Consider the following 14,097-nt stretch of genomic DNA (forward strand, 5'->3'; position numbering starts at 1 on the left):
CCTCAGGGAGAACATGCCGTGTCTGCTGTCGCCGATCGTCTCGAAAGACTGCCTCTGTCGGGTTTCCACCGGAAACTACTGCTCATCGGCGGGCTGGGCTATCTGTTCGATGGGCTCGATTCATCGTCGCTGGCATTTCTGCTGCCGGTCGTCAGCAAGCTCTGGAACCTGACGAGTGCTGAAACTGGCCTGGTCGCTAGCAGTACCTATATTGGATACTTCTTCGGGGCATTTTTATCGGGAGTGCTTGCTGATCTGATCGGTCGTCGCCGCATCATGATGACGGCGCTTGCGATCTACTGCGTTGCATCGCTCGCGAGCGCCGCCGCCAACGACTGGCACACGTTTTTTGCATTACGAATAGTTGCTGGCTTTGGCTCCGGCGCGGAGACGGTGGTGATAGCACCATTCCTCGCCGAGTTTGTGCCTCGACGTTACCGGGGCATTTTTTGCGGCGCGTTGGTCGGTTTCATGTCGTTCGGTTATCTGGGTTCGTCCATAGTCGGCTTCACGGTGGTGAGAAACTTTGCCGATGGCTGGAGATACATGGCGGTGGTGACTGCATTGCCCGTTGTCATGCTCCTGTGGTGGCGAAGGACTTTGCCCGAGTCGCCGCGCTGGCTGGAGAGTCAGGGCCGCGCTGCCGAGGCGAACCGTATAGTGAGTGCCATTGAGTCGTGGTTTAGTGACAAGGGCATCCCCCTGGCGCCCGTTGCGTCGCTCGGCCAGGTTGCCGTATCCGCGCCCACAAAAAACAGCGCGTTGCAGAACGTGCTCACGCTATGGTCGCCGCGCCTCGCACGTACTACCGCAGTGAGCTGGTTGATGTGGTTCTCGGTTGCGTTCGCGTACTACTCGTTCTTCTCATGGATCCCAAGTCTGCTCCTCAAGGAGGGACTCACCATGACGAAAAGCTTCGGTTATTCAATCGCCATTTATGGGGCGCAGATTCCGGGGTATTTTTCCGCCGCATGGCTCAATGAACGGATCGGCCGGAAGGCCGTGGTGGCGTCCTACATGCTGCTGGGCGGAGTCGCGGCAATCACGCTTGCGTTCTCTCACAGCGGCTTGCAGATCATGAGCGCGGGCATCTTCCTGTCGTTCTTCATGAACGGCGCGTTCGCCGGTGTCTATGCGTACACCCCTGAAGTCTTTCCGACAGCGGTTCGCACAACCGGCACCGGATCGTCTTCGTCGTTTGGCCGCATTGGCTCGGTGAGTGCGCCCATTCTGGTGGGACTTGTCTATCCCACGCTTGGCTTTCTGGGCGTGTTCGCCATGACCACGACGGTTTTGTTGATTGGTGCCTGCGTAGTGGGCTTTCTCGGCATCGAGACCCGCAACCGGTCACTGGAGGACATCGAGGAGGGTGGTCTGGAGCAGCAGGATGTGCGACGCCCGCTCGGTTCCACCGAAATGAACGGCTGAACATAGTCCCCACCTTTACATCACCCCCACATCAAGTCCATGCACATCAATGAGATCGCGCTCGCGGCGCCAGCGGCGTCCACTACCCGAGCGCCTGAGAACGCGGACCTTGACCGCCTGGCAATTGCCTTGCGGTTGAAGGATCAGCCCATGGAGATTTTTCGTGCAGTTCATGCCGTGGCGGAACGCACAATTGGCCTCAGGCTGTTCACGATCATGTCCTACGATGCGCAGCGCCTTGAGGTGCAGCGAGTTTATACAAACATGCCGGACGTCTATCCAACTGGAGGGCGCAAGCAAAAACAGGGTACTGCGTGGGCCAGCCAGGTATTGCTGGGCCTCAAGCCTTTTCGCGCAGCAACGCCGCAAGGCATCCAGGATGCATTCGACGATCACGCGGTGATGATTGGCTTGGGCCTGGGATCGATATTGAATATTCCGATCGCCTACGACGGCGTATGCGTGGGCACGATGAACCTGACGCACAGGGAAGGGTGGTATACGGCGAGGCATGAGGAAATCGGCTTGCTAATTGGCTCCTTCCTTACCGCTGCGCTCGTCAAGTGCCATACGATGTCAGCCCGCGACTTCACCGGCCGCTGACATGGACACGACCAATCGCGTCACCCGAGCGTCCACGCCGGCCAAACACTTCGAGGCCCAGGGTTCCTGGCTGCTTGTCTTCGTCCTTGCCTATCTCGCGCTCATAGCCGATGGCGCAGACGTCATGATGTACGGCCTGACGCTCACGCGAATCAAGGACGAATTCGGACTGAGCAATGTCGAGTCAGGGGCGCTGGGAAGTCTGACGCTGTGCGGCATGGCGATTGGCGGCATTATCGGCGGCTGGGCGAGCGATCGTCTGGGCCGGGTAAGGGTGGTCGTGTGGGCGTTGGCGCTTTTTTCACTTGGCGCCGGCATGCTGGGACTGACGCATAATTTCCTCGAATTCGCGGTGGTGCGATTTGTCAGTTCGCTGGGCATTGGCTCCATGGTGCTGGTCACCACACTGGTTGCCGAATACGTACCCATGGAACGGCGCTCGCTGATTCTCGGTGCGTTGCAAACCGGCATCTCGGCTGGTTACATTGTCGTCATCGCGCTGAGCAACTGGATCTTGCCGCACTATGGCTGGCGTACGTTGTACTACGTATCCGCGCTGCCAGTGCTATTGGCGCTGGCCATAAAATTCTTCGTGCCCGAACCGGCAAGCTGGCTGGCGAGCCGCACTGCCGCGCGCACGAACGAACGCGGGCTTGCCAGGAGTCGCTATTACCTGATTTTCAGTAATAGGCAATCACGGATGCTGTTCATCCTGTGGACCCTGGCGTCGGTGTTCGCGCTTTCCGGGTTCTATGGCCTGAACAACTGGCTGCCTACGTACCTGGAAAAAGAACTGCACATGAAATTCAGTTCGATGGCCGGGTACATGATTGGCACGTATGTGGTCGCGTTCGCGGGAAAGATCGTCGCCGGGTGGCTCGGTGACCGCTGGAGTCGACGCGGTGTATACGTTCTTGGCTGCATGGGCGCGGCGATCTTTCTTCCCGTGATTATCTTTTGGCACACACGCGAGAACATCATCTATCTCATGTTCCTCTTCGGCTTCATGTACGGCGTGCCGTTGGGGACGATCGGAACCTTCATGTCGGAGAGTTTCACCACCTCAGTCCGCGGCACGGCTGTAGGCGGCTCTTATAACCTCGGTCGTTTCTGCTCGGGCGCGGCGCCCGTCGTCATCGGTTACCTGGCCACGCAGTTTTCGATCGGCATCGGTTTCCTGGTGGTCGGTGCCGTGTTCTTTTTAAGCGGTGTAACCGCACTGTTTATTCCCGATCGATTGCATGACACGCAGCGTTAGCCAACTCTGCCGCCTTAGCGCGACGGAACGCTACAGAGTCCCCTCAAATTGCGCGAATTCGATCCAGTTCGGGTTTTTGCCAACCGGATACTGCCCGATCGCCTTGAGCGCGCCGGTTTGCTTGTCGATGCGATATACGCTCATCTGTGTCGACAATTGTCCTACTGCCAGCAGATAGTTTCCCGACGGATCGATATTGAATCCACGCGGCTGTTTCTCAGTCGGCCATGTGCCAATTCGCGTGAGCGTGCCCGATTTCTTGTCGACGCGAAACGACGCAAGCGTGCTCGATGTCCGTTCAGATGCAAACAGGAAGCGGCCGTCCGGCGTCAGATGAACGTCGGCACCCCAAGGCTTATCGCCAGAAAAGTCTGGCGGGACGATCGAGACAGTTTGCACTGGCTTGGCTGTGTCATTCGCGGCATCGAAAGCCAGAACATGCAGCTTGCCGTCGAGCTCATCGATCAGATAGGTAAACCGATGATCCGGGGAGAAGACGAAGTGACGCGGGCCGGATTTCGGCGGTAATGTATATGCGGGCGTCGCATCCGGCGCGAGTTGGCCGGTCACTGCATCGAATTTCAGGCGCAGCCACGCATCGGAGCCGAGAACAGAGGCAAACACATACCGGTTATCGGGGGCGTTCCTGATTGCATGGGCCATCGGCCCCGTTGGAACGGATTGCTGCGGGTCGCCCGCTAAACCATTCGTGTCAATGCGATTCACGGAAAGCAGATTGCCGCCGTACGAAGCGGAGAACAAATAGCGGCCCGTAGCGTCGGTGGAGAGGTAGGCCATGCTCTCGGCCAACGGCGAGGTCTTGAGCAGGATCAGGTGGCCGTCCAGCGGGTTGATCGCAAAACTGAGTACGCGATACGGCTTGGAGCGTAACCCGGCGTAGAGATGATGGTGGTCAGGGGAAAGAGCCAGCGGCATGACGGTTCCGCCGACCGGCAGCGTCTCGACCTTCGAAAGTGCGCCATTCGATTGATCGAGCCGGAGCACTGAAATATCTTCGCTGTCGGCATTCGACACATAGAGGTAGGTTGCTGCTTGCACCGAGCTCATAAGGATGCCGAACGTGAGTGCAGCAGCAATGACGCGCAAGGTCGTTTTTATTTTCATGGACGGATTAAATCGGGTGAGGTGTTTCGTCTAGGCGCAGACGTTGGACAGGTCGAAGAAAAGACCGCACGTTCCTGAACATGCTTGAGAGCAAGCGTATTCTTAAGCTGCTTACTCGCTCAATTGAAAGGCCGCTACCGCGTCGGCCATTTGTTTCGCCTGCTGTTCGAGCGAACTGGCAGCCGCAGCCGCTTGTTCCACCAACGCTGCGTTCTGCTGGGTCACCTGATCCATCTGGCTGACCGCCTTTCCCACTTGAGCGATACCCTCGCTCTGCTCAAGGCTCGCCGCTGTAATTTCGTTCATCAGACTGGCGACCTTTTGAACCGCGTCGACAATCTCGGTCATGGTGTTGCCCGCTTGCACGACCAGGCCATTACCCAGCTGTACGTCATGCACCGATGTCCCGATCAACGTCTTGATCTCTTTAGCCGCATTCGCACTGCGTTGCGCGAGCGTGCGCACTTCCGTTGCCACCACGGCGAAACCGCGTCCATGCTCTCCGGCCCGTGCCGATTCCACCGCGGCGTTGAGTGCCAGGATATTCGTCTGGAACGCGATGCCGTCGATCATGCCGGTGATCTCGGCGATCCTGTTGGAGCTCGTGCTGATGGCATTCATCGTGGCAACTGCACGCCCGACTACTTCGCCTCCGCGTTGCGCCACGCCGGTGGCTGTCGCCGCCAGCTTGCTCGCCTGTTGAGCGTTGTCGGCGTTCTGTTTGACTGTCGAGGTCAGTTCTTCCATGCTCGCAGCCGTTTCTTCGAGCGACGCCGATTGCTCTTCCGTCCGGCTCGATAAATCTATGTTGCCCGCGGCGATCTCGCGCGCGCCGGTATTGATCGCGTCGCAATTCGAGCGCACGTTCATCACGGTGTCCGACAGGCCGAGCTGCATTCGGCGCATGGCATCGAACAGTTGCCCGATTTCGTTGCGGCCGCTTTGCGGAATCACGCTCGTGAGATCGTTCGCGGCAATCTGGTCGAGAGAGGCAACGGCCCGCTTCAGCGGGTCGATCACGATGCGCCGAAGCGCGAGATGAGTGACCGCGATCAGGCAAAGCGCTCCGATCACGCCGATGACCACCAGGGTGATCACCCATCCATGTTCGCGTTCGCCCTGCGCCAGGGTGTCTTTCATCAAGGAGTTCGAGAGATTCTGAAAGGCTTCGACGTTCGATGAATATTTTGCGCCTGCGCCCGTTATTTCCTTGTCGTTGATCGCGGCATACGCGGTTGTGTCACCACCGCGCAGGGCCTCGCTTGCTTTTGTTAGCAGGGCCGCCAGAACATTCGACGACTCGACAAGCGATCGCTGTAGCGTCTCATCCCGACCGGCGAAACCAGGCGCGTCGCGAAATGTGCTTGTTTCAGCGGCGGCCCGATCGAAAGTGACCTGCGCGCTTTTCAAGGCTGAGTCGCGCGTGGCGGTGTCATTGCGCTCCTTGAGCGCGGAATAAGCACGCGTGAGCGCCGCACGCGTGCGTGTCGTGTCCTTATAACCGTCGTTGACCAGGATTTCCTGTTCGGCGATTTGATGCAGGCGACGGGCGTTGTCGTTTGCGCGGCCGAGCATAAGCACTCCCACGATCGCGCCCACAACGATCATTGAGGCGAATACGAAAAGCACCACTAGCAGGTTGGAGCGGATTGTCACGTTTCGCATATTTTTAGTTTGGATGGTCGACCTTACTGGGTTAACGGCGGGCCATGGTTGAACTTGACCCATGCGCCGCCATTGCACCCTGATGCAAGGTCTTAAGGGTTGGTTCCGGCAGCTAACGGAGCACGCAGTTCGACCCGCTCGATCTTCTTGACGATAACCAGATAGCTGAACACGGTGAGAAGCGCGTTAATACCGACGAACACCAGTGCGCCGTTGAAGGATCCGGTCTTGGCAACGAGATAACCAATCACGATCGGCGTCACGATGCCTGCGACATTGCCGAACATGTTGAAGATCGCACCGGACACGCCAATCACCTCCTTGGGCGATGTGTCCGCGACCACCGCCCAGCCGAGCGCACCAATACCTTTCCCAAAGAAAGCCAGCGACATCAGCGCGACGACAACCCAGTCTGTCGTCACATAGTTGCATCCGATGATGCACACGGATAAAAGCATGCCGCCAACGATCGGGACCTTCCGCGCAATCGTCAACGAATGACCGCGCCGGATCAGCGCATCTGAAAAGACCCCGCCGAGCACGCCTCCCGTAAAGCCGCAGATCGCGGGCAATGAGGCGGTGAGTCCGGCTTGCAGGATGGTCATGCCACGGGCCTGGACGAGGTAGATCGGAAACCACGTCAGGAAGAAGTAGGTCAGGACGTTGATGCAATACTGGGCCAGGTACACGCCAAGGAGCATGCGGTTCGACATCAACTGGCGCACATAAAACCAGGTTCCGGGGCTGCCCGCATTGGCATAGGCAGTCTTTCTTTGCGGATGAACCAGGCCACCGCCGTTCTCTATGTGCTCGAGTTCGGCCTTGTTGACACGAGGGTGATCGCTCGGGTTCTTCATGACCTTGAGCCACGTCAGGGCAAGCGCAATCCCTGCGACACCCATTACCAGATAAACGTTTTGCCATCCGAACGAATGGGTGATCCAGGCCATGAGCGGCGTGAAGATAACCGCAGCGAAATACTGGGCCGAGTTGAAGATGGCCGAGGCGGTGCCGCGCTCGGCGGTCGGAAACCAGCTTGCCACCACCTTCGCGTTTGCGGGGAAGGCGGGTGCTTCGGCCATGCCCATCGCAAAACGCAACACGAACAATGCAATGACGGCAGCGCCCGCGCTGCCCGCGAGACCGATCGAGCTTTGCAGCAGGGTGAAAAGTGACCACAGGAAAATGCTTGCGGCATACATGCGGCGGGCGCCGAAACGGTCGAGCAACCAGCCGGCCGGTAGCTGCGACAACACATAAGCCCAGCTAAATGCGGAGAAGATGTAACCCATGCGAATCGCGTCCAAGCCAAATTCGCTGCGCATGGCTGAGCCGGTGATCGACAGTGTGGCGCGATCGGCGTAGTTGAGTGTGGTGATGATGAAGATCATCAGCAAGATCAGGTACCGGACGTTCGTGCGCTTGGCGATGCCGGCAATGCTTGCAGAGCGGCTTGATTGCATGGTGTGTCTCCGATCGTTCCAGCTGGATAGCATTGAAATATCGATGCGCGGGACTGTCCGTGACGCTGGCGACCGTGTGGGTCGTTTTGCACGAATGCCGGAATCAATAAATCAATGCTTCGTTGCTTTTAGGAAAAGTGCCGGGCGCGAATGCGTTGCCGGCACTTTTCGTTTGTCACTGCATGCTCATGCTCCATAAGCAGTTGCACTGCTCTTGAGCGATCTGCTTATCGGGCTATTGCGCGCCCAGTTTCTTGATGAGCACGTCGAGCCGGGCCATTTCGTCTTCGTCGAGATCGGTGAGCGGGGCGCGCACCGGGCCTGCGCCGTGGCCGACAAGCTTGGCGCCCGCCTTGACGATGCTTACCGCATAACCGGCACGACGGTTGCGAATGGCGAGATACGGCAGGAAGAACTCATCGATCAGCTTGCCGACCGTTGCGTGATCGTCCGCCGAGATCGCCCGATAGAAGTCCATTGCGGTCTTCGGAATGAAATTGAACACTGCCGACGAATACACTGGCACACCGAGTGCCTTGTATGCGGCTGCGTAGACTTCAGCAGTCGGCAGGCCGCCGAGGTACGCGAAGCGATCGCCCAGGCGGCGGCGGATTGTCACCATGTTCTCGATCTCGCCTACGCCGTCCTTGAAGCCGATCAGGTTGGGGCAACGGTCAGCCAGTTGCTCGAGCACGTCGGCGTTAAGCTTTGAATTGGCGCGGTTGTAGACAATCACGCCGATGTCTTTCACCGCCTTGCACACCTGTTCAACGTGCGCGGCGATGCCTTCCGGACAGGCTTCCGTCAGGTAATGTGGCATCAGCAAGACACCGTTTGCTCCCAACCGCTGCGCTTCCTGCGCGTACTCTATTGCCACGCGCGTGGGGCCGCCGGCACCGGCGAGTATGGGCACTTTGCCCTGGCAGGTTTCGACAGCAGTGCGGATTACGTTCGAGTAATCGGTTTTAGTCAGAGAAAAGAATTCCCCCGTTCCACCTGCGGCGAACAGGGCAGTTGCGCCGTAAGGCGCAAGCCATTCGAGGCGCGCGGCGTAGGTATCGGCGCGAAAGTCGCCTTGCTCGTCAAAGTCGGTGACAGGGAAGGACAGCAGGCCATCCGACACGATTTGCTTGAGTTCTTGCGGTGTTGTCATGAGTAAAGCGTCCAAATTCTCTTAATTGTTAGTCATCGTACAACATTTGCAGTGTGCTTTCAAATAGAACGCTGTAGGTACTGATACTACTGCATTGTTGTCGATTTGCGTGGCAAAATGATTGCGCAATCGTTGTATGATGACAGATGTTGTAAGAGGCAATGTTTAAATAATCTGGAAAAGGATGAGTCGAATGGAGCAAGCCCCTCTCTACATCCGCGTTCACCCGCAGGACAACGTCGCCATTGTTGTCAATGACGGCGGCCTCCCGGGGCGAGCGGTCTTTCCAGACGGTCTCGTGTTGCGCGAGCGTGTGCCTCAGGGTCACAAGGTCGCGCTCGCGGATCTCGCCGAGGGCGCCGAAGTCATCCGCTATAACGTTGTGATCGGGTATGCGCTCAAGGCGCTGCCCAAGGGCAGCTGGATCAACGAGCACGTGATTCGCATGCCAGATCCGCCGGGGCTTGAAGGCTTGCCCATCGCGACGGTTAAAGCGCCGGCGATGCCGCTCCTTGAGGGTTTCACCTTCGAGGGGTATCGAAATGCGGACGGTTCAGTCGGGTCACGCAATATCCTTGCGATTACGACGACCGTCCAATGCGTGGCCGACGTAGTCGAGCATGCGGTCGTGCGGATCAAGGCCGAACTGCTGCCGCGTTACCCCAACGTCGACGATGTCGTTGGCCTCGGACACACCTATGGATGCGGTGTCGCTATCGATGCACCGGATGCAATGGTGCCCATCCGCACGGTTCGCAACATCAGCCTGAATCCGAACTTCGGCGGAGAAGTGATGATGGTGAGCCTCGGTTGCGAAAAGCTGCAGCCGGAGCGGCTGATGCCGCCGGGGACGATTCCGATCGCGACCGTTGACAACGTCGACGACGTGGCCGACATCGGCGAGCTCGCGCATGACTTGAACGGCGATGTCGTGGTCCTGCAGGACGATGCCCATGTCGGCTTCCAGTCGATGATCGACTCGATCATGAAGATGGCCGAGGGTCACCTCCAAAGGCTCAATAACCGACGCCGCGAAACCTGTCCGGCGGCCGATCTCGTGGTCGGCGTGCAGTGCGGCGGCAGCGATGCATTCTCGGGACTCACGGCCAACCCGGCGGTCGGATTTGCCACCGACCTTCTGGTTCGCGCAGGCGCCACCGTCATGTTCTCCGAGGTGACGGAAGTTCGTGACGGCGTTGACCAGTTGACCAGTCGCGCGGCCACGCCGGAAGTGGCGGAGGCGATTATCCGCGAGATGCGCTGGTACGACGATTACCTGCAACGTGGCAGCGCTGATCGCAGCGCGAATACGACACCGGGTAATAAGAAGGGCGGGTTGTCGAACATCGTCGAAAAGGCGATGGGCTCGATTATCAAATCGGGTAACGCTGCCATTTCGGGGGTGCTGTCTCCTGGCGAGAAAGTGAAGCAGAAGGGTTTGATCTACGCGGCGACACCGGCGAGCGATTTTATTTGCGGAACGCTGCAACTCGCGGCAGGTATCAACCTGCATGTCTTCACGACCGGACGTGGCACGCCATACAGTCTGGCCGAGGTGCCGGTCATCAAGGTTGCAACACGCTCGGACCTGGCGCGCCGCTGGCATGACTTGATGGACATCAACGCCGGCACCATCGCAACAGGAGACGCGACCATCGAAGACGTCGGCTGGGAGTTATTTCGGCTGATGCTCGAAGTAGCGAGTGGCCGCAAGCAAACGTGCGCGGAAAAACTGAAGCTGCATAACGCCCTTGTTCTGTTCAATCCGGCTCCAGTGACCTGATGGCGGCCAGCAAGCAGTAGTACAGACTGTTTGAAACGACGTCTCGGATAGCGCTGCACGCGCAGTGCCATCGAGGAGGAGACATGAAATCCCGCTATCGGTGGGTGGTGGCCGCGCTGTTGTTTTTTGCCGGCGTGCTCAATTATCTCGATCGCGCAGCGCTGTCCGTCGTCGCGCCAATCATCGACCGCAGCAGGGGGCGTCAGATGCCATTGGCTGACGGGATGGACCGACTGATGGCTGTGCCCGGGAAACACTGGGATAACAGTGGTAGACGTTAGAATCGCCAGCGTTACCGAAGAGGTCGGGATGCAGCAAATTTACGATGGTAAGCAGGGCGATGCAATTGGCGGTCCTGCTCAGAGTGTGACCTTGATCGATGTTGCCCGCGTTGCCGGCGTCGCTCCCATGACGGTATCCCGCGCGTTGCATCGGCCCGAACTCGTCCGCAGCGCAACACAGAAGAAGGTGCTCGATGCGGTCCGTGCGACCGGGTACGTGCCAAACATGCTGGCAGGGGGGCTCGCAAGCAGCAAGAGCCGCCTGGTCGCAGTCCTGTTGCCTACGATCGCCAGTTCCGTTTTTGCAGATACCGTCCAGGCGTTGATGGACGGATTGACCACTTCGCGGTATCAAACCTTGCTGGGATTGACAGGTTATTCGCCGCAGCGTGAGGAGGCGCTTGTCGAGGCCATTCTGGGGCGCCGACCGGACGGGGTCGTGCTTGCGGGTACCGACCACACGGATTCCACCATCGAACGGCTTACCCGGGCGAAGATTCCCGTCGTCGAGATATGGGACCTGACCGATACCCCGATTGACATCGTGATTGGTTTTTCACACGAGAAGCTTGGGGAGGAGCTTGCACGACACCTCATTAAAAAGGGCTATCGACGTTTCGGCGTTTTATCGGTCGACGATCCTCGCGCGCTTCGCCGTGCCAACAGCTTTATTCACGAGATGCAGCGCCACGACATCAACGACGTTCCTTTTGAAATACGTCACGCTCCAGCTACGCTGCAGGTGGGACGCGACGGGGTGTCGGCGCTATTGAAGGGAAGCGCGCCGGAGATTGTTGTCTGCAGTTCGGATACGCTCGCGCAAGGGGTGCTTGCGGAAGCTGCAAGCCGCGGATTGAAGGTCCCTCAGGATCTGGCCGTGATGGGATTTGGCGACCTGAACACGGCGGCGCACGTTTATCCTGCGTTGTCGACCGTGCGTGTCGACGGCGCCGCCATCGGCGCGCGCACTGCAGTGGCCTTGCTTGAGCGGTTCTCCAATGACAATCAAGGGAAGCGCTATCCGGTACGTCTGGATACGGGCTTTGCGATTATTGACCGGGATAGTGCTTGAGCGGTCCGATATTGGCATTCGCACCAGACCCGGTGCCATAGCCCGAGCGGTCTCGCTAACTCCGGCTTGAGATGGTTGGCAACCTTCATGTCGGCCTCTGTTATGTATTAACAACATTTTTAAAAGTTGATAATTTATGTTATGTCAAATCATAAATCGACTTCTATCAACGAACACGCGTGGACGTTTTCGCCTGCAATAACCTGCCCGCGCTCTCCTCATAAATGTGTTTCAGCCCCTCCCGGGCTGAACCATCCTCTATATCAACGCTGCTTCAATCTCCCGCGCGCCGGCTACGGCCAGTGCGGCCAACCGCGCCATCATCCGATCATCAGTCGTGTCCGCAACAACGTCAGTACCTTCACGCTCCGCTGCTTGGGCGATGCTGAAAACAGATAAGCGGTGCGTACGAATTCAGCGGCGAGTGATTACAGAACCCGCTTGATTGCCCGCACCGCCTTCAAAGCATGCTGAGCGCGGTTGCAAGCACGGTCTGCTTGAACTTCGCCGGATCTTTCGGAAGCGGAGAAAATACCGACAGAACGTGACTGTACGAAACCGTCTTGCCTACGCCGTTGGTCAGCACGGCGAACAGCACCTCCGGGTCGTTGGGCGCCAGTTCGCCCGAATCCATCGCATTGACGAGAAGCGGGACAAACACGTCGTGATAAGGGCGCAGAAGGCGTTCCATCAGGACATCCAGGCGCTCGCCCTGCTCGGTTGCCGTGGTCGAGAAAAACATCCCTACATCCGGCTCGCTGAACACCTTGTCGACAAAAAGACCCAGCGCCCGCTCCACCTTCTGACGGTTGGTCATATCGGCGGTGCGCAGCTTGCCCGTTGCCTCGATCATGGGCGCGGCGTGCTGCGCGATCTGGTCGACCACCGCGATCCACAATGCCTCTTTCGAACCAAAGTGATGCGCGATGAGCGCGGGATCCACGCCCGAGTCCCGCGCGATTTCCCGCACGCTGGTTGACTCGAACCCGCGCTTGGCGAACGCTTGCCGCGCACTTTTGAGCAACGCGTCGGAGCCGGCTATCGCACTGCAGGCGGGCCGTCCGCGTGAGCGTTTCTCCTTGGCGGACTGCTCCGGGAGTGCGGTAGAAGCTGTCATGGTTCGATCCGGATTCCAATTTTGTGAGGCGAGCCCGAAGTTTAACCGACACAAAACGCCCCACCTTTGCATCGGTCCGCGCGGCGTTTGACATCGACCGCCCGAGTGCCCTACTATCTCATAATTCATCACTCGTTGAATATTTTGATGGCTCAGGTCAACCGACCTTGCAGGACAAACGGATCTTCGTCATGGGCGAGTTGCGCCCGCCTGACGTTGACCGACGCTGAACATCCGGCGCGGTATCTGCCGGACTGGATCGGGGTGGGAGCGGGAGCAAAAACCGCTGCCCGCAAACTCCCGGACCTCACGTTCCACGACTTTGGGCCGCCAGTCTCGCTGTGCGGCTACAACGCGTTTGGCACGCCCGGCAGCTTCGGTTTCTCTGAGTCACGCCATGCTTTACCGGCGGCGCCAGCAGGCTTTGGATGATTTGGCAAAGCGGTCCTGGTGTGAACGGCTGAACGAATCAGTGGTCTTGTGCGACCGACAATCCGCATGACGTGATCGCCTCGTCGCGACACCGATGATGCCGGCTGCCCGGAATTTCTTGTAAAGGAAAGGTGAGATGCTCGAGAAACATACCAGTGCATGGTCCCGAACCGTTGCGTTGCTCGATAACGCACGCGCCCAGCAAGTCGCCGATGAAGCAACGAGAATCGCCCAGCGGCGTCCGGCAAAAACCAGCTGGACCGATCACGCGGCCCTGATGGTCAGCGTGATCGAACTGCCCACGCCACGCACTGCCACGGTCTCATGGTGCGACCCGCTCTCAGGTTATTACGGCCATCAGACGTGGCGGGTAGCCCTGGCCAAACAACGTGGCGAATGCGTGCTGAGCGGCAAGTCCATCAAGCCGGGTGACTTCATATATCGGCCGGCGACCTGCCAGCCGCCGCCCGGAAATGCAGGCGCGATGATCATCGCGTCCGAGCTGGTGCCGCAGGGCACGTCCGGCCAGTCCTAGTACAACATCCCTTAAATAAGTTGAATATTTAACGGTCCGTTTTTATCATGGCGGGATGAGCCGAGGCCGTCATGCAACGCCAGTGAAGCTGGCGAAGAAAGAAAGACAGGAACTGCTGTCACTGATCGGGCGCAAGACGGCCGCACAGCGAGATGTGATGCGGGCGCGCATCGCGTTACTGG

At 58.6% G+C, this 14,097-nt stretch carries 12 protein-coding genes; 7 read left to right on the top strand and 5 right to left on the bottom strand.

What is annotated here, in order from left to right:
• The first annotated feature begins 18 nt into the window (after positions 1-18).
• The 3 genes from AWB69_RS18730 to AWB69_RS18740 all read left to right on the top strand — a co-directional run bounded on the left by AWB69_RS18730 (position 19) and on the right by AWB69_RS18740 (position 3,289).
• The gene (locus AWB69_RS18730; RefSeq protein WP_062087378.1) at positions 19-1,428 is read left to right on the top strand and encodes an MFS transporter; all 1,410 of its coding nucleotides are present in this window, start codon (positions 19-21) and stop codon (positions 1,426-1,428) included.
• Positions 1,429-1,578: 150 nt separating this feature from the next.
• Positions 1,579-2,031, top strand: a complete 453-nt coding sequence (locus AWB69_RS18735; protein ID WP_231937162.1) for a GAF domain-containing protein — start codon at positions 1,579-1,581, stop codon at positions 2,029-2,031.
• 1 nt (position 2,032) lies between these two features.
• The gene (locus AWB69_RS18740; RefSeq protein WP_062087382.1) at positions 2,033-3,289 is read left to right on the top strand and encodes an MFS transporter; all 1,257 of its coding nucleotides are present in this window, start codon (positions 2,033-2,035) and stop codon (positions 3,287-3,289) included.
• 30 nt (positions 3,290-3,319) lie between these two features.
• Here the strand turns inward: AWB69_RS18740 and AWB69_RS18745 are convergent, their stop codons facing one another.
• The 4 genes from AWB69_RS18745 to kdgD form a co-directional block, all read right to left on the bottom strand.
• Positions 3,320-4,414, bottom strand: coding sequence for a lactonase family protein (locus tag AWB69_RS18745; RefSeq protein ID WP_062087384.1), 1,095 nt, complete (start codon positions 4,412-4,414; stop codon positions 3,320-3,322).
• A gap of 111 nt (positions 4,415-4,525) precedes the next feature.
• Entirely contained in the window at positions 4,526-6,079 is a 1,554-nt protein-coding gene (locus AWB69_RS18750) for a methyl-accepting chemotaxis protein (RefSeq protein ID WP_062087386.1), read from the bottom strand.
• Between the two features lie 92 nt (positions 6,080-6,171).
• Positions 6,172-7,542 carry an MFS transporter gene (locus AWB69_RS18755; protein WP_062087388.1) on the bottom strand — a complete coding sequence of 457 codons (1,371 nt, stop codon included), beginning with the start codon at positions 7,540-7,542 and terminating at the stop codon, positions 6,172-6,174.
• 235 nt (positions 7,543-7,777) lie between these two features.
• Positions 7,778-8,695, bottom strand: coding sequence for a 5-dehydro-4-deoxyglucarate dehydratase (gene kdgD / locus AWB69_RS18760; protein ID WP_062087390.1), 918 nt, complete (start codon positions 8,693-8,695; stop codon positions 7,778-7,780).
• 193 nt (positions 8,696-8,888) lie between these two features.
• On the opposite strand from kdgD, the gene garD reads away from it, so the two are divergent.
• The 3 genes from garD to AWB69_RS18775 all read left to right on the top strand — a co-directional run bounded on the left by garD (position 8,889) and on the right by AWB69_RS18775 (position 11,831).
• Positions 8,889-10,478: a galactarate dehydratase gene (garD, locus tag AWB69_RS18765; RefSeq protein WP_062087392.1), complete on the top strand. Its 1,590-nt coding sequence runs from the start codon at positions 8,889-8,891 to the stop codon at positions 10,476-10,478.
• Positions 10,479-10,561: 83 nt separating this feature from the next.
• Entirely contained in the window at positions 10,562-10,759 is a 198-nt protein-coding gene (locus AWB69_RS18770; protein ID WP_062087394.1) for a hypothetical protein, read from the top strand.
• A 28-nt stretch (positions 10,760-10,787) separates the two neighbouring features.
• Positions 10,788-11,831 carry a LacI family DNA-binding transcriptional regulator gene (locus AWB69_RS18775; protein ID WP_062087396.1) on the top strand — a complete coding sequence of 348 codons (1,044 nt, stop codon included), beginning with the start codon at positions 10,788-10,790 and terminating at the stop codon, positions 11,829-11,831.
• 460 nt (positions 11,832-12,291) lie between these two features.
• Here the strand turns inward: AWB69_RS18775 and AWB69_RS18780 are convergent, their stop codons facing one another.
• Positions 12,292-12,948, bottom strand: coding sequence for a TetR/AcrR family transcriptional regulator (locus AWB69_RS18780; protein WP_062087398.1), 657 nt, complete (start codon positions 12,946-12,948; stop codon positions 12,292-12,294).
• 568 nt (positions 12,949-13,516) lie between these two features.
• On the opposite strand from AWB69_RS18780, the gene AWB69_RS18785 reads away from it, so the two are divergent.
• Positions 13,517-13,915, top strand: coding sequence for a DUF3331 domain-containing protein (locus tag AWB69_RS18785; RefSeq protein WP_062087400.1), 399 nt, complete (start codon positions 13,517-13,519; stop codon positions 13,913-13,915).
• Positions 13,916-14,097: the final 182 nt, after the last annotated feature.

It is taken from the genome of Caballeronia udeis (genome assembly GCF_001544555.2).
Classification (GTDB): domain Bacteria; phylum Pseudomonadota; class Gammaproteobacteria; order Burkholderiales; family Burkholderiaceae; genus Caballeronia; species Caballeronia udeis.

Bases quoted from the DNA above. Each gene is read 5' to 3' on its own strand.
- garD (WP_062087392.1), top strand. From the start codon at position 8,889: ATGGAGCAAGCCCCTCTCTACATCCGCGTTCACCCGCAGGACAACGTC.
- AWB69_RS18785 (WP_062087400.1), top strand. From the start codon at position 13,517: ATGCTCGAGAAACATACCAGTGCATGGTCCCGAACCGTTGCGTTGCTC.
- kdgD (WP_062087390.1), bottom strand. From the start codon at position 8,695: ATGACAACACCGCAAGAACTCAAGCAAATCGTGTCGGATGGCCTGCTG.
- AWB69_RS18770 (WP_062087394.1), top strand. From the start codon at position 10,562: ATGAAATCCCGCTATCGGTGGGTGGTGGCCGCGCTGTTGTTTTTTGCC.
- AWB69_RS18745 (WP_062087384.1), bottom strand. From the start codon at position 4,414: ATGAAAATAAAAACGACCTTGCGCGTCATTGCTGCTGCACTCACGTTC.
- AWB69_RS18780 (WP_062087398.1), bottom strand. From the start codon at position 12,948: ATGACAGCTTCTACCGCACTCCCGGAGCAGTCCGCCAAGGAGAAACGC.
- AWB69_RS18740 (WP_062087382.1), top strand. From the start codon at position 2,033: ATGGACACGACCAATCGCGTCACCCGAGCGTCCACGCCGGCCAAACAC.
- AWB69_RS18750 (WP_062087386.1), bottom strand. From the start codon at position 6,079: ATGCGAAACGTGACAATCCGCTCCAACCTGCTAGTGGTGCTTTTCGTA.
- AWB69_RS18755 (WP_062087388.1), bottom strand. From the start codon at position 7,542: ATGCAATCAAGCCGCTCTGCAAGCATTGCCGGCATCGCCAAGCGCACG.
- AWB69_RS18735 (WP_231937162.1), top strand. From the start codon at position 1,579: ATGGAGATTTTTCGTGCAGTTCATGCCGTGGCGGAACGCACAATTGGC.
- AWB69_RS18775 (WP_062087396.1), top strand. From the start codon at position 10,788: ATGCAGCAAATTTACGATGGTAAGCAGGGCGATGCAATTGGCGGTCCT.